At 74.6% G+C, this 22,569-nt stretch carries 16 protein-coding genes; 5 read left to right on the top strand and 11 right to left on the bottom strand.

The window, feature by feature from the left end; translation table 11 throughout:
- Positions 1 to 53: 53 nt before the first annotated feature.
- From EDD39_RS13295 to EDD39_RS13285, 3 genes are all read right to left on the bottom strand, one after another.
- Complete coding sequence (locus tag EDD39_RS13295; protein WP_123555812.1) at positions 54 to 1,172, bottom strand: RNA polymerase sigma factor; 1,119 nt, start codon at positions 1,170 to 1,172, stop codon at positions 54 to 56.
- A gap of 145 nt (positions 1,173 to 1,317) precedes the next feature.
- Positions 1,318 to 3,225 carry a DNA primase gene (gene dnaG, locus EDD39_RS13290; protein ID WP_123555810.1) on the bottom strand — a complete coding sequence of 636 codons (1,908 nt, stop codon included), beginning with the start codon at positions 3,223 to 3,225 and terminating at the stop codon, positions 1,318 to 1,320.
- 88 nt (positions 3,226 to 3,313) lie between these two features.
- Positions 3,314 to 4,588, bottom strand: coding sequence for a deoxyguanosinetriphosphate triphosphohydrolase (locus EDD39_RS13285; protein WP_123555808.1), 1,275 nt, complete (start codon positions 4,586 to 4,588; stop codon positions 3,314 to 3,316).
- 197 nt (positions 4,589 to 4,785) lie between these two features.
- Here EDD39_RS13285 and EDD39_RS13280 point away from each other — a divergent pair, with 197 nt between their 5' ends.
- Both EDD39_RS13280 and EDD39_RS13275 read left to right on the top strand, forming a co-directional pair.
- Positions 4,786 to 5,427: an ArsR/SmtB family transcription factor gene (locus EDD39_RS13280; protein WP_123555806.1), complete on the top strand. Its 642-nt coding sequence runs from the start codon at positions 4,786 to 4,788 to the stop codon at positions 5,425 to 5,427.
- A 179-nt stretch (positions 5,428 to 5,606) separates the two neighbouring features.
- On the top strand, positions 5,607 to 6,974 hold the full coding sequence (locus EDD39_RS13275; protein ID WP_244257183.1) for an MFS transporter: 1,368 nt from the start codon (positions 5,607 to 5,609) through the stop codon (positions 6,972 to 6,974).
- A 133-nt stretch (positions 6,975 to 7,107) separates the two neighbouring features.
- Here EDD39_RS13275 and EDD39_RS13270 read toward each other — a convergent pair whose 3' ends face one another.
- Together EDD39_RS13270 and EDD39_RS42040 are read right to left on the bottom strand one after the other, a co-directional pair.
- Positions 7,108 to 7,860, bottom strand: a complete 753-nt coding sequence (locus tag EDD39_RS13270; protein ID WP_123555804.1) for a sirohydrochlorin chelatase — start codon at positions 7,858 to 7,860, stop codon at positions 7,108 to 7,110.
- Positions 7,861 to 8,054: 194 nt separating this feature from the next.
- On the bottom strand, positions 8,055 to 10,967 hold the full coding sequence (locus tag EDD39_RS42040; RefSeq protein ID WP_148089433.1) for a tetratricopeptide repeat protein: 2,913 nt from the start codon (positions 10,965 to 10,967) through the stop codon (positions 8,055 to 8,057).
- Positions 10,968 to 11,417: 450 nt separating this feature from the next.
- Here EDD39_RS42040 and nirB point away from each other — a divergent pair, with 450 nt between their 5' ends.
- Together nirB and nirD are read left to right on the top strand one after the other, a co-directional pair.
- Positions 11,418 to 14,045, top strand: coding sequence for a nitrite reductase large subunit NirB (nirB, locus tag EDD39_RS13260; protein ID WP_123555800.1), 2,628 nt, complete (start codon positions 11,418 to 11,420; stop codon positions 14,043 to 14,045).
- Positions 14,042 to 14,389: a nitrite reductase small subunit NirD gene (gene nirD, locus EDD39_RS13255; protein ID WP_030906260.1), complete on the top strand. Its 348-nt coding sequence runs from the start codon at positions 14,042 to 14,044 to the stop codon at positions 14,387 to 14,389. Before nirB ends, nirD begins: the two co-directional genes overlap by 4 nt.
- 97 nt (positions 14,390 to 14,486) lie before the next feature.
- On the opposite strand, the gene EDD39_RS13250 is transcribed toward nirD, so the two are convergent.
- Positions 14,487 to 15,437: an SGNH/GDSL hydrolase family protein gene (locus tag EDD39_RS13250; RefSeq protein WP_123555798.1), complete on the bottom strand. Its 951-nt coding sequence runs from the start codon at positions 15,435 to 15,437 to the stop codon at positions 14,487 to 14,489.
- On the bottom strand, positions 15,438 to 16,379 hold the full coding sequence (locus tag EDD39_RS13245) for a PAC2 family protein (protein ID WP_123555796.1): 942 nt from the start codon (positions 16,377 to 16,379) through the stop codon (positions 15,438 to 15,440). It abuts the gene before it with no gap.
- Positions 16,380 to 17,032: 653 nt separating this feature from the next.
- On the opposite strand from EDD39_RS13245, the gene EDD39_RS13240 reads away from it, so the two are divergent.
- A complete protein-coding gene (locus EDD39_RS13240) occupies positions 17,033 to 17,788 on the top strand; it encodes a GNAT family N-acetyltransferase (protein ID WP_030458600.1) in 756 nt (251 codons plus the stop codon).
- Between the two features lie 218 nt (positions 17,789 to 18,006).
- Here the strand turns inward: EDD39_RS13240 and EDD39_RS13235 are convergent, their stop codons facing one another.
- The 4 genes from EDD39_RS13235 to ppdK form a co-directional block, all read right to left on the bottom strand.
- On the bottom strand, positions 18,007 to 18,345 hold the full coding sequence (locus EDD39_RS13235) for a transcriptional regulator (protein WP_123555795.1): 339 nt from the start codon (positions 18,343 to 18,345) through the stop codon (positions 18,007 to 18,009).
- Positions 18,342 to 18,839, bottom strand: a complete 498-nt coding sequence (locus EDD39_RS13230; RefSeq protein ID WP_123555793.1) for a hypothetical protein — start codon at positions 18,837 to 18,839, stop codon at positions 18,342 to 18,344. The genes EDD39_RS13235 and EDD39_RS13230 overlap by 4 nt, the downstream gene beginning before the upstream one ends.
- A gap of 129 nt (positions 18,840 to 18,968) precedes the next feature.
- The gene (locus EDD39_RS13225; RefSeq protein WP_123555792.1) at positions 18,969 to 19,481 is read right to left on the bottom strand and encodes a ribonuclease; all 513 of its coding nucleotides are present in this window, start codon (positions 19,479 to 19,481) and stop codon (positions 18,969 to 18,971) included.
- Between the two features lie 264 nt (positions 19,482 to 19,745).
- Positions 19,746 to 22,454 carry a pyruvate, phosphate dikinase gene (ppdK, locus tag EDD39_RS13220; RefSeq protein ID WP_123555790.1) on the bottom strand — a complete coding sequence of 903 codons (2,709 nt, stop codon included), beginning with the start codon at positions 22,452 to 22,454 and terminating at the stop codon, positions 19,746 to 19,748.
- Positions 22,455 to 22,569 lie beyond the last annotated feature (115 nt).

The following is a 22,569-nucleotide window of genomic DNA, read 5'->3' as shown; positions in this document are numbered from 1 at the left end:
GCAGGCGAGGCACGGCGGGTTGGTCCGGGCTGTGGCGGGCGGGGCGCGGCGGGTCAGTCGAGGTAGCCGCGGAGCTGGTCGGCGAAGGCGTGGTCGCGGAGCTTGCCGAGCGTCTTCGCCTCGATCTGGCGGATCCGCTCCCTGGTCACGCCGAACAGGTGGCCGATCTCCTCCAGGGTGCGGGGCCGCCCGTCGTCGAGGCCGTAGCGGAGCTGGACCACCTGGCGCTCGCGCTCGCCGAGGGTGGCCAGCACCGCCTCCAGGTGCTCGCGCAGCAGCAGGAAGGCGGCGCTCTCCGCCGGGGAGGCGGCGTCGGCGTCCTCGATCAGGTCGCCGAGGGCGACGTCGTCCTCCTCGCCGACCGGGGTGTGCAGCGAGACCGGTTCCTGGGCCAGCTTGAGGACCTCACGGACCCGCTCCGGGGAGAGCTGCAGCGCCTCGCCTACCTCGGCGGCGGTCGGCTCGACGCCGCGCTCCTGCAGCAGCGAGCGCTGCACCCGCAGCACCCGGTTGATCAGCTCCACCACGTGCACCGGCACCCGGATGGTGCGGGCCTGGTCGGCAAGGGCGCGGCTCATCGCCTGGCGTATCCACCAGGTGGCGTAGGTGGAGAACTTGTAGCCGCGCGCGTAGTCGAACTTCTCCACCGCCCGGATCAGGCCCAGGTTGCCCTCCTGCACCAGGTCGAGCAGGGTCAGGCCGCGGCCGACGTAGCGCTTGGCGACCGAGACCACCAGGCGCAGGTTGGCCTCGATCAGGCGGCGCTTGGCGATCCGGCCCAGCACGACCAGCCGGTCCAGGTCGCCGAGCAGGCGCTCGTCGGCGCCCGGGACGCGGTCCAGCGCCTCCTCCGCGAACAGGCCGGCCTCGATGGCGCGGGCCAGCTCCACCTCCTCGACGGCGGTGAGCAGCCGGATCCGGCCGATCTCGCGCAGGTACTGGCGCAGCAGGTCGGCGGCCGGACCGGTGCCCTCGTCCAGGGCGGGTTCCGGCGGCTCGTCGGCGAGCTCCTCGGCGGTGGGGTCTTCGGGGGCGGGGTCTGCTGCGGCGGGGCCCTGGGGGGTGGGGCCGGTGGTGTGCTCGGGGTCGGGCGGGCCGGGCTGGGGCGGGATGGCGGTGTCCCGGGCGGGGCCGGTCCGGGGCTGGCGGGCAACGGAAAGCTCCACGGGCATCCCTCCAGGGGCCGCGCGCGGCCTGGGGGTTGCCGCGCCACACCCGAGGGGATACCCAGCGCGGCGGGCCCGGGCACCTGCGAGCGGCGGCGAGGTGGCCGGGTGGCACCCGGCGGGCGGGCCGGTGCCGCGAGTCGACGCCGGGTCAGAGCGCGGCGGCGCCGCGGGAGCGGAGCTGCTGGCCGTACTGCTGCAGGGCCCACAGCTCGCTCTGCACCGGGTGCTGCTGCTCGGCGGTGGCCCGGTCGCCGAGTCGGCGCAGGTGGGCGCGGACCTCGTCGATCCGGCGGTCCACGGCCTGCAGCCGGAGCTTGACCAGGAACTCCCCCGCGTACAGCTGGTCGGCCTTGCGGCGGGAGCGGATCGGCTCGACGGTCAGTTCGGTGACCAGGCCGCGCACCTGGTCGTCCGGGCTGGCCTCGCGGACGGCGGCGGTGAAGTCGGGCAGGCCCGCGCCGTACGCGGCGCCACCGACCTGGCCGATGGCGCGGCGGACGGCCCGGTAGGGCGGAGTGGGGAACTCGTCCTCGCCGTACTGGTCGAAGGCCGGGCTGACCAGTTCGGGGTGCTGGAGGGCGAGTTTGAGCAGCTCGCGCTCGACGAACTGGGCCGGGTCGCGCGGGTTAAGCCGGAACACCGGCCGCTCGGGGCGGGCGGGCGGCTGGGCGGCGTCGGGGCGGCGCAGGGTGCGCTGCTGGCCGTTCTGCTGGTTCTCGCGCTGCCAGCGGGCCAGCTGGGCGATCCGGTTGACCACGAAGCGCTCGTCCAGGATGCCGACCATGCCCGCCAGTTGGACCGCGTACTCGTGCTGGATCGAGCGGTCCTTGATCTTGACGATGATCCCGGCGGCCTCTTCGAGGGCGGCGGCGCGGCCCTCCGCGGTGTCCACCCGGTGCCGGGCGACGGCCGAGCGGAGCGCGAACTCGAACAGCGGGACGGGGTTGTCCACCAGGGTGCGGACCGCCTCGTCGCCCTGGGCCAGGCGCAGTTCGCACGGGTCCATGCCGCCCGGGGTGATGGCGATGGAGGTGCGGGCGGCGAACTTCTGGTCGTCCTCGAAGGCGCGCAGGGCGGCCTTCTGGCCCGCGGCGTCGCCGTCGAAGGTGAAGACCGTCTCGCCGCGGTAGGTGGAGGTGTCCATCAGCAGCCGGCGGATGATCTTGATGTGGTCCTCGCCGAAGGCGGTGCCGCAGGTGGCGACCGCCGTGGTGACGCCCGCCAGGTGGCAGGCCATCACGTCGGTGTAGCCCTCGACCACCACCGCCCGGCCGGACTTGGCGATCTCCTTGCGGGCCAGGTCGATGCCGTAGAGGACGTTCGACTTCTTGTAGAGCGGCGTCTCGGGGGTGTTCAGGTACTTCGGGCCGTTGTCGTCCTCGCGCAGGCGGCGGGCGCCGAAGCCCACCACGTCGCCCGAGCTGTCCCGGATCGGCCAGACCAGGCGGCCCCGGAAGCGGTCGATCAGGCCGCCGCGCTGGCCCTGCGAGGCCAGGCCGCCGACCGAGATCTCCTTGTCCGTGAAGCCGCGGCCGCGCAGGAAGCGCACCAGGTGCTCCCAGCCGACCGGGGCGTAGCCCACCCCGAAGTGCTTGGCGGCGGCCTCGTCGAAGCCCCGCTCGGCCAGGAAGCGGCGGCCGATCTCCGCCTCCGGCGTGGCCAGTTGCTCCTGGAACCAGGTAGCGGCCACCTTGTGCGCCTCGACCAGCCTGGTCCGCTCGCCCTGCTGGTGGCGCGGACTGTAGCCGCCCTCCTCGTAGCGCAGGGTGATGCCCGCCTGGGCGGCCATCCGCTCGACCGCCTCCGCGAACGAGCAGTGCTCGATCTTCATCAGGAAGGTGATCGTGTCGCCGGACTCGCCGCAGCCGAAGCAGTGGAAGACGCCCTTGCCCGGGTGCACGTAGAAGGACGCCGACTTCTCGTCGTGGAACGGGCAGACGCCCTTCAGCTGCGCGCCGCCGCCGGCCGCCAGCTGCACGTAGTCGCCGACCACGGCGTCGATCGGCAGGGCGGCACGCACCGCCTGCACATCCTCGTCCCTGATCCGACCGGCCACCGGGAAAGTCTACGGGAGCGGGTGTGACAGTCCGGGCCCGCCGACCCGGGAGCGCCCCCGCACGGCACGGGGCCGCCCCGGACAGGGCCTAGCCGACCAGCTTCGCGTGCAGGGCGAGGGCGGAGGCGTCGGTGAGGGTGGCGATCTGGTCGATCACGGTGCGCAGCGCGGCCCGGTCGTCCTCGGCCTCCGCGTACTGGGCGGCGAACACCGGGTCCAGCTGGTGCGGGGCGTCGGCCATCAGGGCGTCGGCCAGCTCGGCGATCACCACCCGCTGGCGGGAGCGGAGTTGGGCCTGCTCGTCGCGCTGCATCACGTACCGGACGGCGACCGCCTTGAGCACCGCGCACTCCAGCCGGACGCTGCGCGGGACGACCAACTCGGCCGCGTACCGGGTGAGCGGGCCGGGGCCGTAGCGGGCCCGGGTGGCCTGCTCGGCGGCCAGGCAGAAGCGGCCGATCAGCTGGCTGGTGAGGTCCTTCAGGCCGGCCCGGGCGCGGGCGGTGCCGTCGTAGCCGGCCGGCCACCAGTCCTGGGCCTGCAGGCGGTCGAGGGCCGCGCCGAACTCCTCCGGCCCGGCTCCGGGGACGAACCGCTCGGCGGCCCGGAACAGTTCGGCGCGCTCCTGCGGGGAGCGCAGCGCGGCCGGGTCGACGTGGCCGGCCTGCAGGCCGTCCTCCACGTCGTGGGTGGAGTAGGCGACGTCGTCGGACCAGTCCATCACGGTGGCCTCGAAGCACTTGCGGCCGTCGGGCGCGCCGGTGCGCAGCCAGCGGAACACCGGCAGGTCGTCCCCGTACACGCCGTACTTGGTGGAGCCGGGGTCGGCGGGGTGCTGCCCGCGCGGCCACGGGTACTTGGTCGCGGCGTCCAGCGCGGCGCGGGTCAGGTTCAGGCCGACGCTGCGGCCGGGCCACGGGGCGAGCCGGACCTCGGGCTCGTCCAGCGGGGCGAAGCGCTTGGGCTCCAGCCTGGTCAGGATGCGCAGCGACTGCGCGTTGCCCTCGAAGCCGCCGCACGCCCGGGCCGCCTGGTCGAGCGCCTCCTCGCCGGTGTGGCCGAACGGCGGGTGGCCGATGTCGTGGGCCAGGCAGGCGGTCTCCACCAGGTCCGGATCGCAGCCGAGCGCCGCGCCCAGCTCGCGGCCGACCTGCGCGCACTCCAGCGAGTGCGTCAGCCGGGTGCGCGGGAAGTCGCTGCGCATCGGGGCGACCACCTGGGTCGTCCCGGCCAGCCGGCGCAGTGCGGCGGAGTGCAGCACCCGGGCGCGGTCGCGCTGGAAGGCGGTGCGGCCGGGCCGCTTGTCGGGCTCGGGCACCCAGCGCGCCTCGGACTGCGGATCGTACGGAGCGGTGTTCTTCATATGCCAGTCACCGTACGCCGGATGACGGACATTCGGTCCTGCGCCGCGCGAACGGGAGCGCGAACGGGAAGTGGCGGGTGGGCGGCGGTGGCGCGGGGGGTGGTGCGGGTGGTGGCGGGGGCGGCCGTTCGAATATTGCAGAGGATTCTCTGCAAAGAGGTCTATGCAGAGAGTTCTCTGCAACCTACGCTGGGCCCATGAACGAGCACCGCCCCGAAGACCCGTCCACCGAGGCACCCGCACCCGCCGAGGCACCCGCACCCGCCGGGGCGCCGCGCCGCAAGCTCGACGCGGGTTCGCTGCGCGGACTCGCCCACCCGCTGCGGATGCGGCTGCTGGACGAGCTGCGGCTGAACGGGCCCGCCACCTCCGCCCGGCTGTCCGAGCGCACCGGCGAGTCCACCGGCACCATCAGCTGGCACCTGCGGCACCTCGCCGAGCACGGCTTCATCGAGGAGGAGCCCGGCCGCGGCACCAAGCGGGAGCGCTGGTGGCGCGCCGCGCCCGGCGCCATCGTGCTGGCCGCCACCGACTTCGACCAGGACCCGGCCTCACGAACCGCGCTCTCGGTCTACCAGGCCGAGAACCTGCGCCGGCAGTTCCAGCGGGTCGCCGACTCGATGGCCGCCGAGTGGGAGGGCGAGTGGCGGGGCACCGGCAGCGTCTCCGACTGGAGCAACCTCCGTCTGACGCCCGCCCAACTCCAGGCCCTCATCGACGACCTGGCCGCCGTGGTCGCCCGCCACACCCCCGATCCGGACGCCGCCCCCGACCCGGCGGCGCGGCCGATGATCGTCCAGATCCAGGCGCTGCCCCGAAAGGAATCCGACCGGCCATGACCGCACCCGCCTCCGCCGACCGCCCTGACGACCGTCCTGCCGGTGGGCCCGCCGACCGCCCTGACGACCGTCCTGCCGGCGGGCCCGCCGACCGCCCTGGCGGCCGTCCCGACGACCGCCCCGTGACCGACGCCGGTGCCGCGCCCGCCGGGCTGCTGCGGCGGCACCGCGACTTCCGGATGCTGTGGGTCGGCGAGACCGGCAACAAGTACGGCTCCGCGGTCACCGGGCTGGCCCTGCCGCTGATCGCGGTCAGCACCCTGCACGCGAGCACCCTCCAGGTAGCCCTGCTCGGCGCCGCCGGCTGGCTGCCCTGGCTGCTGATCGGCCTGCCCGCCGGGGTGTGGGTGGACCGGCTGCGCTGCCGCCCGATCATGCTGGTCTCGACCGCCGCCTCGCTGCTGCTGTACGCCACCGTCCCGCTGGCCGCGCTCGCCGGGGCGCTGACGCTCTGGCACCTGCTGGCCGTCGCGCTGCTCGCCGGGGCCGCCGGAGTGTTCTTCCAGACCGCGTACACCGCGTACCTGCCGCAACTGCTCGACCCCGCCGACCAGTCCGAGGGCAACGCCAAGCTGCACGGCAGCGCCTCGGCCGCGGGCATCGCCGGGCTGGGCAGCGGCGGCCTGATCGCCCAACTGGCCGGACCGGTCAACGGGCTGCTGGCCAACACCGCGACGTTCCTGCTCTCGCTCTGGTGCACCGTCCGGATCGGCCACCGCGAGCCCGCCCGGAGCGAGCGGCCCCGCCGGGCGCTGCGGCAGGAGATCGGCGAGGGCCTGCGCCTGCTGGCCTCCGACGTCTGGTTCCGCACCTTCGCGCTGTTCGGCGCCGCCTCCAACCTGGTCCTGACGGGCTACCAGTCGCTGCTGGTGGTCTTCCTGATCCGCGAGGTCGGCGTGAGCGAGGGCACCGTCGGCCTGCTGGTCGCGGTGGCCTCCACCGGCGGCATCGTCGGCGCGGCCGCCGCCCGCCGGATCGCCGCCCGGCTCGGCACCTCGCGGGCCATGCTGGTGCTGGAGCTCGCCCTGCCCGCGCTGACCGTCCTGATCCCGCTGACCGGCCGCGGCGCCGGGCTGGCCTGGTACCTGGTCGGCGGGTTCGGCGCCTCCTGCGGGGTGGTCGCCGGGAACGTCATCAAGGCGACCTTCCAGCAGCGCTACTGCCCGCCGGAGCTGCTCGGCCGGCTCTCCGCCAGCAGCGCGGTGCTCAACTTCGGTTCCATCCCGCTCGGCGCGCTGCTGGCCGGCGTCCTCGGCACCCAGCTCGGGGTACGGCCCGCGTTGTGGCTGATGACCGTCGGCGTGCCGCTGGCCGCGCTGATCCTCTGGTGCTCGCCGATGCGCCGCGTCCGCGACCTGCCCACCGAGCGCCGGGCGCCGGTCGGCGGCAGCGCGGCGCTGCCGCCGGTGGCGATGCGGGCCGCGGTGGGCGGGGCGGCAGGGAAGGGCGGAGCGCCCGGGAAGGGCGGGGTAGCAGTCGGCAAGGGCCGGGTTGCCGGGAAGGGCGCCGCGGCCGGTGGCGGGGCGTGCGCGCTCGACGCGGGCTGAGGGGGCGGAACGGGCCGGAGGCGGCCCGGTGGTGGCCGGTCGGTGGCGGTGCCGGTGATGCCGGTAGTGCTGATGATGCTGGTGCCAGCGGTGCTGGTGGTGCCGGTGAGGGTGTGGTGGGTGGCGGCGGGGGTCAGCCTGCCAGTCGGGCGGGGCGGCTGACGCAGGACTGGTAGCGCTCCAGGACCAGCCGGGCCAGGGCGGGGTGGTCGCCGAGCGGGGCGGAGGTCAGGGCTCCGCCGGCTGCGGCGGCCAGACGGGCGAAGTCCCCCGGTGCGGTGAAGTAGGAGGCGACGGCGACCCGCGGGTGGCCCTCGGCGGTGAGTTCGGCGACCCGGGCGGCCACGCTGGGGCCGCCCGCCGCCACGTATCCCGGCCGGACGGTGACGCCCAGGCGGGCCGCGAGCAGTTCGGCCTGCGTACCGGTGTCCCGGGCGGCGTCCTGGTCCCGGGAGCCGGAGGCGGCCAGGACCACGGGCTCCCCCCGCCAGCCGGCCGCTTCGAGGCGGTCGGCCAGGGCTTCGGTGAGCAACGGGTCCGGTCCGAGCGGCGGGGCGCACTCCCCCGCCAGGTGCGGTGCGGCGGACAGCGTCCGGGGGATGTCCGTCTTGCTGTGGTAGCCGCGGCTGAGCAGCAGCGGCACCAGGACCACCCGGCCGCTCAGCTCGTCCAGCACTCCGGGCAGCAGCGGGTCGTTCAGGCCGAGGTGTCCGAGCCGGATGTCCAGCTCCGGGCGGGCCCGGCGCAGCCGGGCGTGCAGCCGACCGAGTTCGGCGGACGCGGCCGGGTCGTGCGAACCGTGCGCCACCAGCACCAGGGCCGGGCGGCGGGCCGCGTGCAGCACCCGCAGCGGGGCGAGACGGCCGGGAAGCTGTGTGGTGGTCATACCTCCACCTTGCCGGACCGCTGTTTCGGCCCGGTTGCCCGCCGGTCACGGTCGGTTTCCCCGCCCTCATCCGGAGGGCCCGCGGGGGTGAGCGCGGCCCGCCACCCGGCCCTGGTGCTGGTGGCGCGCCCGTACGGCTCACGGCCTGCGGGGTGCGATCCGCGGCTGACGGGCGGTGGTTCACGGCCGGTGGTTCACGGGCAGCGTTCTGCCCGGGCCGGTGCTTCCGGCGTCCTGGCCGCTCCGGGCTGCCGGGGGACGCGCGCGGGGAGCGGCGGTGCGGTGCCGGGTCGATCGGCCCCGGCGGGTACGGTGGAGGTGGCGGGTGCGGTGGAGGTGGCGGGTGCGGTGGACGTGGCGGGGAGGGGGAGGGCGGTGGGGACGGCGGCCGACCACGGTGCGGCGGGGACGGCGTCCGGTTCCCAGCCGTTGCCGCGCAGCGTGGCCGCCGTGGTGGGCGTACCCGTCCCGGTGACGGAGCGGGTCGGCTGCTCCCCTTGCTCGTCGAGCAGCATCAGCGCCTCCCGGTGGGCCAGCGGGTCGCCCGCCTCGGCGGCCCGGCGGTACCACTCCACGGCGTGCTGCGGCCGGCGGCGCTCGGCGAGCATCCGGGCCGCCGCGAGCAGGGCGTCCCGGTCGCCCTCGTCCGCCGCCCTCCCGTACCAGGTGAGCGCCTCGTCGATCCGGCCCCGGCTCTCCAGCATCTCGGCGGCCTCCCGGACGGCCGGTCGGTCGCCGCTGTCGGCGAACCGCTGCACCCAGGCGACGGCCCGGTCCTCGCAGGTCGCGCCGGACAGCATCCGGGACGCCTCGCGCAGCCGCTCCGGCTCCGGGCGGTCGGTGGAGCGCAGCAGCAGGGTCGCCTCGAAGAACCGGCCGGCCTCCTTGAGCAGTTCCACCGCCTCGTCCAGCCGCACCGGCCCGGGCCGGTCGGCGGGGGCGGGCACCGGTGCGCCCGGGCCGGCGCCGGGTCGGCCGGGGTCGGCCTGACCGCGGGTGGCCGGTACCGGGTGCGGCGCCGGGCCGGTGGGTGCGGGCGGCTGCGGTGCGAACCGGCCGAGGCCCGGGGCGAGCGGAGCGGTGGCGGCCGGAGCGGGTACCGCGGGACGGCCGCCGGCCGCGAGGGCGCGCCGGTACCAGCCGGCGGACTCCCGGGCGCGGCCCAGTTCGCCCAGCAGACGGCCGAGTTCGCGCATCGCGTAGACGTCGCCGCGGGCGGCGGCGCGTTCGTACCAGCGGACGGCGCGGGTGCGGTCGCCGCGCCGCTCGAGCAGGTCGGCGGCCTGGAAGAGGGCGGCCTCGCAGCCGGCTTCGGCCGCCTTCCGGTACCACTCCAGCGCGCCGTCCGGGTCGCCGTCCCGCTCGCACTGCTCGGCGCGTTCGCGCAGGGCCTGCGGGTCGCCGATGTGCGCGTACCAGGGCAGGTTGCCGTACTGGCCGTGCCGGGCGAGCAGGGCCGCGGCCTCGTGCCAGGCGCTCTCGTCGCCGGACCCCGCCGCGCGCTCGTACCAGGCGGCGGCCTCGTCTATCCGGCCGGCGGCCTCCAGCGTGCGGGCCGCCTCGTGGACGCCGGCCGCCGTTCCCATCGCCCAGGCCCGCTCCCACCAGGCGACCGCCCGGTCGATCCGGCCGGCAGCGGCGCAGAGCCGGGCGCAGTCGGCGGCGGCCTCGGGGTGCCCGTCGACGGCGGCCCGTTCGAACCACTCCAACGCCTGTTCGGTGCGGCCGAGTTCGACGAGCAGGCGGCCGGCCCGGTGGCGGGCGGTGGGGTGGCCGGACCGGGCGGCCTCCTCGAACCGGTGCAGCGCCGGTGCGATCTCGCCGTGCCGGCCGAGCAGTTCGGCGCCGCGGCAGTGGGCGTCGGCGTCCCCGTTCTGGGCGGCCCGGTCGTACCAGTCGACGGCCTGGGCGAACCGGCCGTCCCGTTCCAGCAGTTCCGCCGCCCGGACGGCCGCCTCCGGCACGCCCCGGTCGGCTGCCGCGCCGTACCAGTCGGCGGCCTCGGCGGTGCGGCCCGCTTCGGCGAGCAGGTCGGCGCCGGCCGACAGCGCGGTGGGGTCGCCCGCTTCGGCGGCCGAGGCGCAGAGGCCGACCGCGATCCGGGTGAGCCCCCGGGTGGCCGCCGACCGCGCGAGGGCGGACCGGTCGGCGGGGTGGGCGTACCGGGCCAGGCACTCCCACAGCCCGGCCGGGACGGTGCGTCCCTCCCGCTCCGGCCGCAGTTGCCGCACCAGGGCTTCGGCGATCCGCACCTCGGGCCCGCCCGCCGTCGCGGTCCGGGCCGTCTCCGCCCCGCGGGTCGCCGCCACGCCGTACGGTGCCCGGTCGGCGGCGGGCCGGCCGTCGGTGGTCCGGTTGCCGGTGGTGTCGCCGGTCGTCAGGAGCGCGCCCGTCCCGGGGACCGCCTTGCGCAGGTAGGCCAGCCCGTCGGCCACCCAGCCGGGGCGGAGGGTGTCGCGCTCGCGGGACGTCAGGTAGTGCGGGGCGGACGCGGCCAGCAGCGCCGCCGACAGGACCGGGTGGTGGCCGAGGCGGACCGCGTCCAGCGCCGCGTCGACGACTGCGCGGGCGGCCGGTGGCGCCGAGCGGTAGCGGTTCACCAGCCGTGTCCCGGCCGGGCCCGGGCCGCTCGCGGTGCCTGCACCCGCGCTCCGGCGAACACTGCCGCCGGTGCCGACGGCCACCGTCGACCGGACCCGGTGGCCCGCACCGTCGGCGCCCCGGACGGTCACCGAGCGCCGTACGGGCTGGCAGGGCGTGCCGCCGGTCGGCTCGTGCGACGGGCGGTCGGTCTGCGACTGGGTGAGCTGGGCCCGGAGGCGGTCGGCCTCCAGCAGGGCGGCCCAGTAACGGGCGGGCCGCACCGGTCGGCCCACGGCGCGGGCCAACTCCCCGGCGACCAGGGCGAGTCGGTCCGCCTCGCGGGGCACCGAGCGTCCGGACAGCCAGCCGTGCAGGGTGGACGGGCCGATGCCGCCGATCCGGGCCAACCGTTTCTGGGTGATCGTCCGGCCGCCGGCCCGGCGGGCCTCGTCCCAGAGCAGCAGGAGTTCGCGCAGCACCGCGGAGTGGGCCGCCCGGCCCCTCGTCTGCACGTCTGTTGTCATGCCAGCTCCCGGCCGGACTCGGACCGGATCTTCGAATCCGCTCCCCTGCGTGCAGGGTACGCACTCCCGTACTCCGTCGTACCGAGTTCTCCGCGAATCGCGTCCCGGATCGGCGGTCCCGCCCCGCGCGGGCCCGCCACCTGGTAAGGGGGCCCCGCCGGGAGGCCCGGGCCGGGCCGGGGACCGGCCGCTCTCACAGCCGGTGCCCGGTGTCGCTGAGGCCGAAGTTCCGGCGGTGAAACAGCGCGGCACCGGTCGGGAAACACCCCCCGCGCATGCTCGGTGCCACGACAGCGACCGGGTCGCGGGCCATCGACGGCCCGCCCGGTCGGGCCTCCGGCGGGACCGGAGGTGCGCCGCGCCGCGGGCCGACCGCGGTTCGCCGGCGCCAGGTCGGCCCGCCAGCTCCGACTGCCACCGTTCGGAGCGCGATCTCGGAGGGACTTCCCGATGACCACCACCAAGCCCACACTGCTCCTGGTCGGCTACGGCATGGTCGGCCACCGCTTCCTGGAAGCCCTGGCCGACACCGGGGCGGCCGCCCGCTACCGGGTCGTCGTCCTCGCCGAGGAGCCCCGGCCCGCCTACGACCGGGTCGGCCTGACCTCCTACTTCTCCGGCCGGAGCGCGGACGACCTGCTGCTCGCCGAGGAGGGCTTCACCGATCGGCACGGGTTCGAGGTGCACCTCTCCTCCCCCGCCGTCTCGCTCGACCCGGCGGCCCGGACCGTCACCACGGCCGCCGGGCGCACCCTCTCCTACGACACCCTGGTGCTGGCCACCGGCTCCTACCCCTTCGTTCCCCCGGTGGACGGCCGGGACGCCGAGGGGTGCTTCGTCTACCGCACCATCGAGGACCTGCAGGCGATCGAGTCCTACGCGGCCGGGGCCCGGGTCGGTGCGGTGGTCGGCGGCGGGCTGCTCGGGCTGGAGGCCGCGGGTGCGCTGAAGGGCCTCGGCCTGGAGACCCACGTGGTGGAGTTCGCGCCGCGCCTGATGCCCGTCCAGGTCGACGACGCGGGCGGCACCGCGCTGCGGCGGACCATCGAGTCGATGGGCGTGGTGGTGCACACCGGCGTCGGCACCAAGGCGATCACCGTCGCCGAGGGGCGCGCGGTCGGCATGTCCTTCACCGACGACTCCGAGCTGGCGACCGACCTGGTGGTGTTCTCCGCCGGGGTCCGCCCCCGCGACCAGCTGGCCCGCGAGGCCGGTCTGACGGTCGGTGAGCGCGGCGGCATCGCGGTCGACGAGCACTGCCGGACCTCCGACCCGCACGTCTTCGCCATCGGCGAGTGCGCCCTCGCGGTGGACGGCCGGGTGTACGGCCTGGTCGCCCCCGGCTACGAGATGGCCGTCTCGGTGGCGCAGCAGCTCGCCGAGCAGGCCGCGCAGCCGTTCACCGGCGCGGACCTCTCCACCAAGCTCAAGCTGCTCGGCGTCGACGTGGCCAGCTTCGGCGACGCCTTCGGCCGGACGCCCGGCTCGCTCGACGTGGTCTACTCCGACTCCCGTTCCGGCGTCTACAAGAAGCTGGTGGTGACCGGCGAGGGGGCGCTGCTCGGCGGCATCCTGGTCGGCGACGCCTCGGCCTACGCCACGCTCCGCCCGCTGGCGGGCACCGGGCGGCCGCTGCCCGTCCCCGCCGAGTCGCTGGTGCTGCCGGCCGGTGCGGACACCGCCGTCTCGCTCGGCAGTTCCGCGCTGCCCGACGACGCGGTGATCTGCAGCTGCAACAACGTCACCAAGGGCGCGATCCGGGCGGCGGTCACCGATCACGAGTGCACCACCGTCCCCGAGGTGAAGAAGTGCACCCGGGCGGGCACCAACTGCGGCTCCTGCGTGAAACTGCTCGGCACGATCGTCACGGACGAGCTGGAGGCCGGCGGCGTCGAGGTCGACCGCGGGCTGTGCCCGTGCTTCGCCCACACCCGCGCCGAGCTCTACGAGATCGTCCGGGTCAAGCGGGTCGCCACCCACCGCCAGCTGCTCGCCGAGCACGGCCGGGTGCCGGAGGGTGCCGAGGGCTGCGAGGTCTGCAAGCCGACGGTCGCCTCGATCATCGCCTCGCTGGCGCCCGAGCTGGAGGCCTCCGGGCACATCCTGGACGGCGAGCAGGGCGGCCTCCAGGACACCAACGACCACTTCCTGGCGAACCTGCAGAAGAACGGCTCCTACTCGGTGGTGCCGCGCATCCCCGGCGGCGAGATCACCCCCGACAAGCTGATCGTGATCGGCGAGGTGGCCCGGGAGTTCGGCCTCTACACCAAGATCACCGGCGGTCAGCGGATCGACCTGTTCGGCGCCAGCGTGGACCAGCTGCCGATGATCTGGAGCCGACTGGTCGCGGCCGGCTTCGAGTCCGGCCACGCGTACGGGAAGTCCCTGCGCACCGTGAAGTCCTGCGTCGGCTCCACCTGGTGCCGCTACGGCGTGCAGGACTCGGTCGCCATGGCGATCCAGCTGGAGCTGCGCTACCGGGGCCTGCGCTCGCCGCACAAGCTCAAGTCGGCGGTCTCCGGCTGCGCCCGCGAGTGCGCCGAGGCCCGCGGCAAGGACTTCGGCGTCATCGCCACCTCCAACGGCTGGAACCTGTACGTCGGCGGCAACGGCGGTGCCACGCCCCGGCACGCCGACCTGCTCGCCCAGGACCTGGACGACGAGCAACTGGTCCGCCTGATCGACCGGTTCCTGATGTTCTACATCCGCACCGCCGACCGGCTGGAGCGCACCTCCGCCTGGCTGGAGCGGATCGAGGGCGGCCTGGCGCACGTCCGCGAGGTGGTGGTCGAGGACTCGCTGGGCATCGCCGACGAGCTGGAGTCGCTGATGGCCCGCCACATCGGCGACTACCAGGACGAGTGGGCGGCGACCCTGGCCGACCCCGACCGGATGCGCCGGTTCGTCTCCTTCGTCAACGCCCCCGGAGTGCCCGACCCGAGCATCCGGTTCGTCCCCGAGCGCGACCAGGTCAAGCCCGACCTGGTGCTGCTGGCCAGCGCGGAGCAGTTGCTCGCCGCCCTCGACTCCGACCGCTCCCCGTTCCCGGCCGCCCGCATCCTGGAGGAAGCCCGATGACCGCCACCGCCTCTGCCACCCGGATCGAACTGCTCTCCGCCTCCGGCTGGTCCCCGGTCTGCGACTGGGACCTGCTGGTGCCCGGCCGCGGCATCGCCGTCCTGCTGCCGGACGGCCGCCAGGTGGCCGTGTTCCGCGACGGCAACGACCGCCTCTACGCCTCCGACAACCGCGACCCGTTCACCGGCGCGTACGTCCTCTCCCGGGGCCTGCTGGGCTCCACCGCGGACGGCCGGATCTACGTGGCCTCGCCGCTGCTCAAGCAGCGCTTCGACCTGGTGACCGGGGAGTGCCTGGACGACGAGGACGTCCGGATCGCCGTCCACACGGTCCGCGCCGCCTGATCCGGCGGACTGCCCGGTCCGGCGTGCCGCCCGGCTGACCCCGCCCCAGGTCTCGTCCCCCGACCTCGCCCCCGTCGTCCCGCCGACGGGGGCGAGGTCAGTGCTGCTGCCCGAGCGCGGCCAGGACGGCGGCGGCCATGCCCTGCTGCCCCTGGGCGTTCGGGTGGATCGGGGCCAGCCCCTGCCCGGCGGCGAGGGGCTCTATCCAGCGGGTGCCGGCGGCCTCGCACATGTCGTGCCCGGTGGACGGGGCGTAGGTGTCGACGAAGGCCGCCCCGGCGGCCTCGGCCCGCTGCCGGAGCATGGCGTTCAGCTGCCGCTCCTGTTCGACGACGAAGCCGATGTCGGCGCCCGCGATCCCGTCGCCCAGGGTCTCGGCGCAGAGAGTCGGGTCCTGCGGCAGCAGGGCCGGGTATCCGACGAGCAGCACCCTGGCCTGCGGGGCCCGCCGTCTGACCTCGTCGAGCGCCGCGGTGAGCCGCTCGCCGGTGTCCGTCATCCGCCGCTGGACCTCGCCCTGCCCGGCGCCGGTCGTGTAGTACGCCCGGCAGGGCGCGGCGTCGCCGTGGCCGGTCAGGCTGTGCCGGACGTTCTCGACCGCGCAGCGGCCCAGGACGTCGAGGAAGCCTGCGTCGTTGCCGCCGATCCCGAGCGTCACCAGCCGGGTGGCCGCGCCGAGCGCGGCCAGCTGCGGCGGGTTGGTGCCGTCGTCGGTGCGCTGGGCGGCCGTCAGGTCTCCGGTGCGCGCGCCGCTGCAGCTGACGTCGGTGAAGTCCTTGAGGTCGAGCTGCCGGGCCACCAGGGACGGGTAGTTGACGCCCGAGCGGCCGCAGCCCTGCGGGGCTCCGCCCTGGGGCGGGATCCGCAGGCCGGCGGTGTAGGAGTCGCCCAGTGCGACGTACGGGCCGGTGACCGGGGTGGTGGAGGGCGTCGGCGAGGCCCGGTCGGGCTGCGGGGCCGGGGATGCCTTCCCCGCGCCGCACCCGGCGGTGCCGATCAGGGCGGCCCCGATCAGGGCCGCCGCGGCGGCCCTCCTCCGGTGGCGCACCTACTCGGCGCCGCGCTCGTGCTCGGCCAGGAACTCCTCGAACCTCCGGCCGAGTTCGTCCGCCGAGGGGAGGTCGCTGGACTCGGCGAGCAGGCTCTCCCGGTCGACGGCGCCGGAGACCGCGTCGTACTGGCCCTCCATGCCCTGGATCGCCGAGCGCAACTCGCCGTCGCCCTGGGAGAGCTGGTCCTCGATCTCGGCGTAGACCTCGTTGACCCGGGCGCGCAGTTCGCTGCCGGGCAGGACCAGGCCGGTCGCGGACTGGACGGCCTCCAGGATCGTCACCGCGGCGGCCGGGTAGGCCGAGCGGGCGATGTAGTGCGGCACGTGGGCGGCGAGGCCCAGCACGTCCTGTCCGGCCTCGGTGAGCCGGTACTCGACCAGGGCCTGGGCGCTGCCGGGCACCTGGGCCTGGTCGAACCACTTGGGGTGGCCGGCCGCCAGGTCGACCCGGTTTCCGTGCGGGGTGAGGCCGACCGGGCGGGTGTGCGGGACGCCCATCGGGATGCCGTGGAAGGAGAGCGCGAGCCGGACCTCGAACCGCTCCACCAGGTCGCCGACGGCGGCCGCGAAGAGCTCCCACTCGGTGTCCGGCTCGGGGCCGGAGAGCACCAGGAAGGGCGCCCCCACCGAGTCGCGCACCAGCTGGAGCAGGATCTCCGGCGGGTCGTAGTCCGTCCAGCTCTCGCGGTCGAAGGTCATCGCGGGACGGCGGGCCCGGTAGTCGACCAGCCGGTCGTGGTCGAACCTGGCCACCACCTGCGGGGACCCCTGCTCGAGCAGGTGTGCCACGACCTGGCCGCCCGCCTCGCCGGCGTCCATGAAGCCCTCGAGGTGGTACAGCAGCACCAGGCCGGTACCGGCCTCGGCGGCGGCCCGCGCCGCCGCCAGGGCGGTCACGCCCTGGGGCTCCAGCTCGTACAGCTCCTTGGGATCACGCACGGCGCACCCATCCCCGTTCCGTCTCGTCGTCTCGGAATGCTTTCGGATCTGATCTGTCCAGCGTGCGGGGGCCCGTCGACATTCCCGCCCTCGCACGAGTCTTCACGCCGTCTCTGGAATCCTCTCACCTCCGGGCAAAGCCCCTGGTCGCGGGCGTGGCGCCCGGCTCGGCCGACCGGGCGGCGGAGCGCCCCGGCGTGCCGGGGGGAGCCGTACGCCCCCGCTGGCGCGCCGCGAAGTGACGCACCGCCTCCGGGCGGGTATCGTCCTCTCGCTGCCTCGCATCGTCGCGTCGTCGCGCCACGCCGTCTGTCACGTCGTGGGCCACGCCCCGGTCCGTTGCGATGCCAGCCATCCAACGCGCACCTTGCCTTCACCTGGCCGCCTGCTTCGCTTCGTGATCTCGTTTCTCTCTCGGCCATCTCGCGGACGCACACTGTCCCGTCGCTCATCCCGCCGGATCGGTCCGTCGACCCGTGTCCGTACCGGCACCGCGCTGCCCGCCTCCGGGCTGCCGTCCCGCCGCACGCCCGAGCCTCTGGCGTAGCGCCCCCGGGCGGCCGTTCCCCCGGGGCCGGGGCGATACGACCACTGCCCGTTCACCGCGAACCCGGTGCGCGGGCCCCGACGACCGCCGAAGGACCGAAGGATCCGTGCCCGTACCCGTCACCCTCTACGGCCGCACCGTGCGGCTGGAGCCCCTCGCCGAGCACCACGCCGCGGCCCTGGCCGTGGCCGGCTCCGAGGACCGTACGACCTACGCCTTCACCCCCGTTCCGCACGGCCTGGAAGCCGCCCGGGAGTACATCGCGCGTGCCCTCGCCGATCGGGCGGCGGGCCGGTCGATGCCGTTCGCCACGGTGAGCACCGCCGACAACCGGGTGGTGGGCTCGACCCGGTTCCTGGAACTCGACTACTGGCAGGGCCCGCTGGTCTGGCCGCCCGCGCCGGGCGTCCCGCACGGCGACCCGCTGGAGGCGGTGCCGGACGCCGCGGAGATCGGGAACACCTGGCTGTCCCCGCGGGCGCAGGGCACCGGCATCAACACGGAGGCGAAGCTGCTGATGCTGCGGCACGCCTTCGAGGTGTGGCGGGTGCAGCGGATCTCGCTGCGGGCCGATGCCCGCAACACCCGTTCCCGGGTCGCCATCGAGCGGCTGGGCGCCACCTCCGAGGGCGTCCGCCGGGCGCACTCGCGCGGTCTGGACGGGGTGGTCCGGTCCACCGCGTTCTACTCGATCCTGGACGAGGAGTGGCCCGCCGTCCGGGACATCATCGAGCTGCGGATCGCCGCCGCGACCTCGCCCAGCGCGCCGGACCCGGCGCCGCTCAACCAGGAGTGCCTTAGACACGGCAGCCCCCTGGTCGCCGATCCGATGACCGGTGACTCCCTGATGCCGGCCGCCTGAGCCGGCCGACCGGTCCGTTCCGGTCAGGCTCGTCCCGGCCGGGGCGGGTGCGCGACGTCGGCGATGTCGTGCGGCCGCCCCGGCCGGTTCTCCTCCGGGGTTTCTCGGCACTCTGTCGAGTTGTCAAGGAGCGCGGACAGCACGGGGTTCGGCCCACCTCCGCTCCTGGGTGTGATCCTGCTGACACTGCGTCGGCCCGCTCCGCCCTCCGCCCCGGCTCAGCCTCCGGCCCCGTCCGCGCTCCCGTCCGGTGAGGACGCGGAACCGGCCGCCTCCGCGGCGGCGGCCATCTGCTGGAGCGCCCCGAGGTGCGCGGCCAGCACGGCACGGCCCTGCGCCGTCGCGGAGAGCCAGGTACGGGGCCGCTTGCCGACGTAGCCCTTGCGGGCCCGCAGGTAGCCGGCCGTCTCCAGGCCCGCCGCCGTCTTGCTGAGCACCGAGTCCGAGACCTGGCAGTAGTCGCGGACGACGGAGAACTCGGCTTCCTGGCACCCGCTGAGGAAGGCCAGGACGGTGAGCCTGGTGGGCTGGTGGAGTATCGGGTCGAGCCCGTTCACCGCTCGCTGCTCATGCTCTGCTCCTTGACCTCTCGATTGGCCATCGTGATGACACCCCAGACGGCCAGGCCCGCGACCACGCCGGCAGCGGCCATGGCCCACCCCTGGTCGTCGGTGGCCAGCCAGGTGACGAGCCAGGCCAGCACCGCGGCCAGGATCGTCAGGCCGAGCGCCCGCAGGACGTTCGGCGGGACCTTGACCTTCTCCAGCCGTGCGGCGACGCCGCTGGAACGCATGGCCACCCGCACTATCGCCGCCAGCACCGCCATCAGGCCGGCCGCGCACAGCGGTATCAGCCACTGCGCCTGTCGCTGGAAGCTCTGCCCGATCGCCGCGCAGTAGACCGCGAGGGCCGCGCCCACTCCGGGGCCGTACCACCAGGGCATCGGCGCCGGGCGGCGGGCGGCGGCCTGCGCGCGCTCGGCGAGCGCCAGTGCCTCCGCGGGCGTGAGCTCCTCGGACTGCTCGTGCGCGTGCTGCTTGTCGTCAACCATCGGATCCCCCGAGCGGACATGCCGTCGGATCCGGCCCGCTGCCGGATCAAGTGCTACCACTCTGGCACATACTTTCCGGAGGGGAAAGTAATTTTCCGACGGACCGTCGACGGACCGTCAGCGGGCTGCTCAGCACCGCGGATCGATCTCCTGGAAGGTCGCGTAGTGGTCGGCCGTCCAGTACTGCTCGCCGACGCCGCCGGTGACGATCCGCCTGGTCCCGCGGTCGTCCGACCCGGGCGTGACCACGGTGAACTCGTGGTAGTAGCCGCTGCTCTGACGGGGCAGCCGGCTCTCCCTGTTCTCGAAGACGATGCCGTCGGAACGGTACGGGTAGGGGCCGCCGTGGGCGATCAGGCCGAGCGTGTCGAGGGCCTGCGCGGGCAGCTTGCTGCGGCAGACGTCGGCCAGCGCCGAGCTGGTGGGCACCCAGTTTCCCTGGGGCGCGGGCGACTTGGCAGGGGCCGAGGGCTTGGGCGCGCTCGCGGCGCCGCGGCCGGTGGTGGCGGACGCGCCGGACGGGGACGGCGCGCTGCTCGCGCCGCCCGGGTGGTTCCCGCCGTTCAGCAGGACGGCGACGCCGGCGGCGATACCGAGGAGGACCACGGCGACGAGGCTGATCAGGCGGTTTCGGCTGTTCATGCCCTCAGCCTGCCGCACCGGCTCACCCGGACGGCGGTACGGCACGCGCCCGGCGGGCGGACGGTGGCGGGAGACGGACGGCGGACGGCGGACGGCCGGCGGTCGGCGGTCGGCGGTCGCACCGGGAAACGCCGCCGGGGCGGGGACGGACGCCGTTGTCCGTTCCCGCCCCGGCTGCTCCGTACGGCGGCTCTCCTGCGCCGAGCTCCGCCGTACGCCCCTCCCCTTCGGAGGGGTGCGGTCAGTGAACCGCGCTGCTTCGTGTCAGCGCGAGTCGCTTCCCGCCGTCTCGATGGCGGCGCGGCCTGCCTCCAGGCGCGCCACCGGAATCCGGAAGGGAGAGCAGGATACGTAGTCCAGCCCCACCTCGTGGAAGAAGTGCACCGACTCCGGGTCGCCGCCGTGCTCGCCGCAGACGCCGAGCTTGAGGTCGGGGCGGGTGGCCCGGCCGGCCTGGGCGGCGTTCTTGACCAGGGCGCCGACGCCGTCGCGGTCGATGGTCTCGAACGGGCTGACCCCGAAGATGCCCTTCTCCAGGTAGGAGGTGAAGAAGGACGCCTCGACGTCGTCGCGGGAGAAGCCCCACACGGTCTGGGTCAGGTCGTTGGTGCCGAAGGAGAAGAAGTCGGCGGCCTCGGCGATCTGACCGGCCGTCACGGCGGCGCGCGGCAGCTCGATCATGGTGCCGAGCTTGATGTCCAGGCTGACGCCGGTGGAGGCGGCGACCTCGGCGAGCACCCGCTCGCACTCGTCGCGGACCAGCTCCAGCTCCTGGACGGTGCCGACCAGCGGGATCATCACCTCGGGGCGCGGGTCGCCGCCGGCCAGCTTGCGCTCGGCCGCGGCCTCGGCGATCGCCCGGACCTGCATGCCGAACAGGCCGGGGATGACCAGACCGAGGCGCACGCCGCGCAGGCCGAGCATCGGGTTGGCCTCGTGCAGCCGGTGGACGGCCTGGAGCAGCCGCAGGTCGTTCTCGTTCGGGTCCTTGCGGGCCTCGGCGAGGGCGACGCGCACCGACAGTTCGGTGATGTCGGGCAGGAACTCGTGCAGCGGCGGGTCGAGCAGCCGGACCGTCACCGGGAGCCCGTCCATCGACTGGAACAGCTCCAGGAAGTCGCCCTTCTGCAGCGGCAGCAGGCTGGAGAGCGCGGCCTCGCGGTCCTTGTCGTTGTCCGCCAGGATCAGGTGCTCGACCTCCTTGCGGCGCTCCTCGCCGAGGAACATGTGCTCGGTGCGGCACAGGCCGATGCCCTGGGCGCCGTACCGGCGGGCGCGGTTCGCGTCCTCGGCGTTGTCGGCGTTGGCGCGCACCGCGAGGCGGCGGCGGCCGTCGGCGTGCGCCATCAGCCGGTGCACGGCCTGGACCAGCCCGCCCTGGACGTCGGCGCCGGCGTGGATGGTGCCCTCGAAGTACTCGACCACCGGGGACGGCAGCACCGGGACCTCGCCCAGGTACACCTTGCCGTTGGCGCCGTCGATGGAGACCACGTCGCCCTCGTGGACGACCTGGCCGTCGGCGGTGGTGAACTTGCGGTTCTTGGTGTCGACCTCGAGCTCCTCGGCGCCGCAGACGCAGGTCTTGCCCATGCCGCGGGCGACCACGGCCGCGTGCGAGGTCTTGCCGCCGCGCGAGGTGAGGATGCCCTCGGCGGCGATCATGCCTTCGAGGTCGTCCGGGTTGGTCTCGCGGCGGACCAGGATGACCTGCTCGCCGGAGCGGGACCACTTCACCGCGGTGTACGAGTCGAAGACCACCTTGCCGACCGCCGCGCCGGGCGAGGCCGCGATGCCGTACGCGACCGGCCTGGTCTCGGAGGTGGGCGCGAAGCGCGGGAACATCAGCTGGGCGAGCTGGCCGCCGGTGACCCGCTGCAGCGCCTCGTCCAGGTCGATCAGGCCCTGGTCGACCAGCTGGACGGCGATCCGGAACGCGGCGGCGGCGGTGCGCTTGCCGACCCGGGTCTGCAGCATCCAGAGCTTGCCGCGCTCGATGGTGAACTCGATGTCGCACAGGTCCCGGTAGTGGTTCTCCAGGGTCTGCATGATGGACATCAGCTCGTCGTACGACTTCTTGTCGAGCTGCTCCAGGTCGGCCAGCTGGAGGGTGTTGCGGATGCCCGCCACCACGTCCTCGCCCTGGGCGTTCTGCAGGTAGTCGCCGTAGACGCCCTGGGTACCGGTGGAGGGGTCGCGGGTGAAGGCGACACCGGTGCCCGAGTCCTCGCCGAGGTTGCCGAACACCATGGTGCAGACGTTGACCGCGGTGCCCAGGTCGTTCGGGATGCGCTCCTGCCGGCGGTAGAGGCGGGCCCGGTCGCCGTTCCAGGAGTGGAAGACCGCGTGGATCGCCAGGTCCAGCTGCTCGCGCGGGTCCTGCGGGAACTCCCGGCCGGTCTCCCGCAGCACGATCGCCTTGAAGGTGGCGACCAGCGTCCGCAGGTCCTCGGCGGTGAGGTCGAGGTCGTTGGCGGTGCCCTTGGCGTGCTTGGTCTCGTCCAGCGCCTCCTCGAAGAGTTCGCCGTCGACGCCCAGCACGGTCTTGCCGAACATCTGCACCAGGCGGCGGTACGAGTCCCAGGCGAAGCGCTCGTTGCCGGACTGGGCGGCGAGCCCGGTCACCGAGGCGTCGGAGAGGCCGATGTTCAGGACGGTGTCCATCATTCCGGGCATCGAGAACTTGGCGCCGGAACGCACCGAGACCAGCAAGGGGTCGTCGGCCTGGCCGAGCTGCTTGCCCATCTGCTGCTCGAGGGCGGCCAGGTGGCCGGTGATCTCCTCGTTCAGCGAGCCCGGTTCGGTGCCGGTCTCCAGGAAGACCTTGCAGGCGTCGGTGGTGATGGTGAACCCCGGAGGGACGGGGAGACCCAGGTTGGTCATCTCGGCGAGGTTCGCACCCTTTCCGCCGAGAAGATCCTTGAGGTCCTTGTTTCCTTCGGTGAAGGAGTAAACAAACTTCTGCTGCGCCGTCACGGGTCGCTCTCCTCGCACACGGTTGCCCTGACGCCGGAGAACATACCCATTTCGAAGGCCGTCTAGGGGCGTGAAGAGCCCGTACGAGCCGCGGAGCGGGCGATTGGCCAGCAGA

The organism is Kitasatospora cineracea (genome assembly GCF_003751605.1).
GTDB classification, from domain to species: Bacteria; Actinomycetota; Actinomycetes; order Streptomycetales; family Streptomycetaceae; genus Kitasatospora; species Kitasatospora cineracea.
This window is presented reverse-complemented; position numbering and strand designations above follow the sequence as displayed.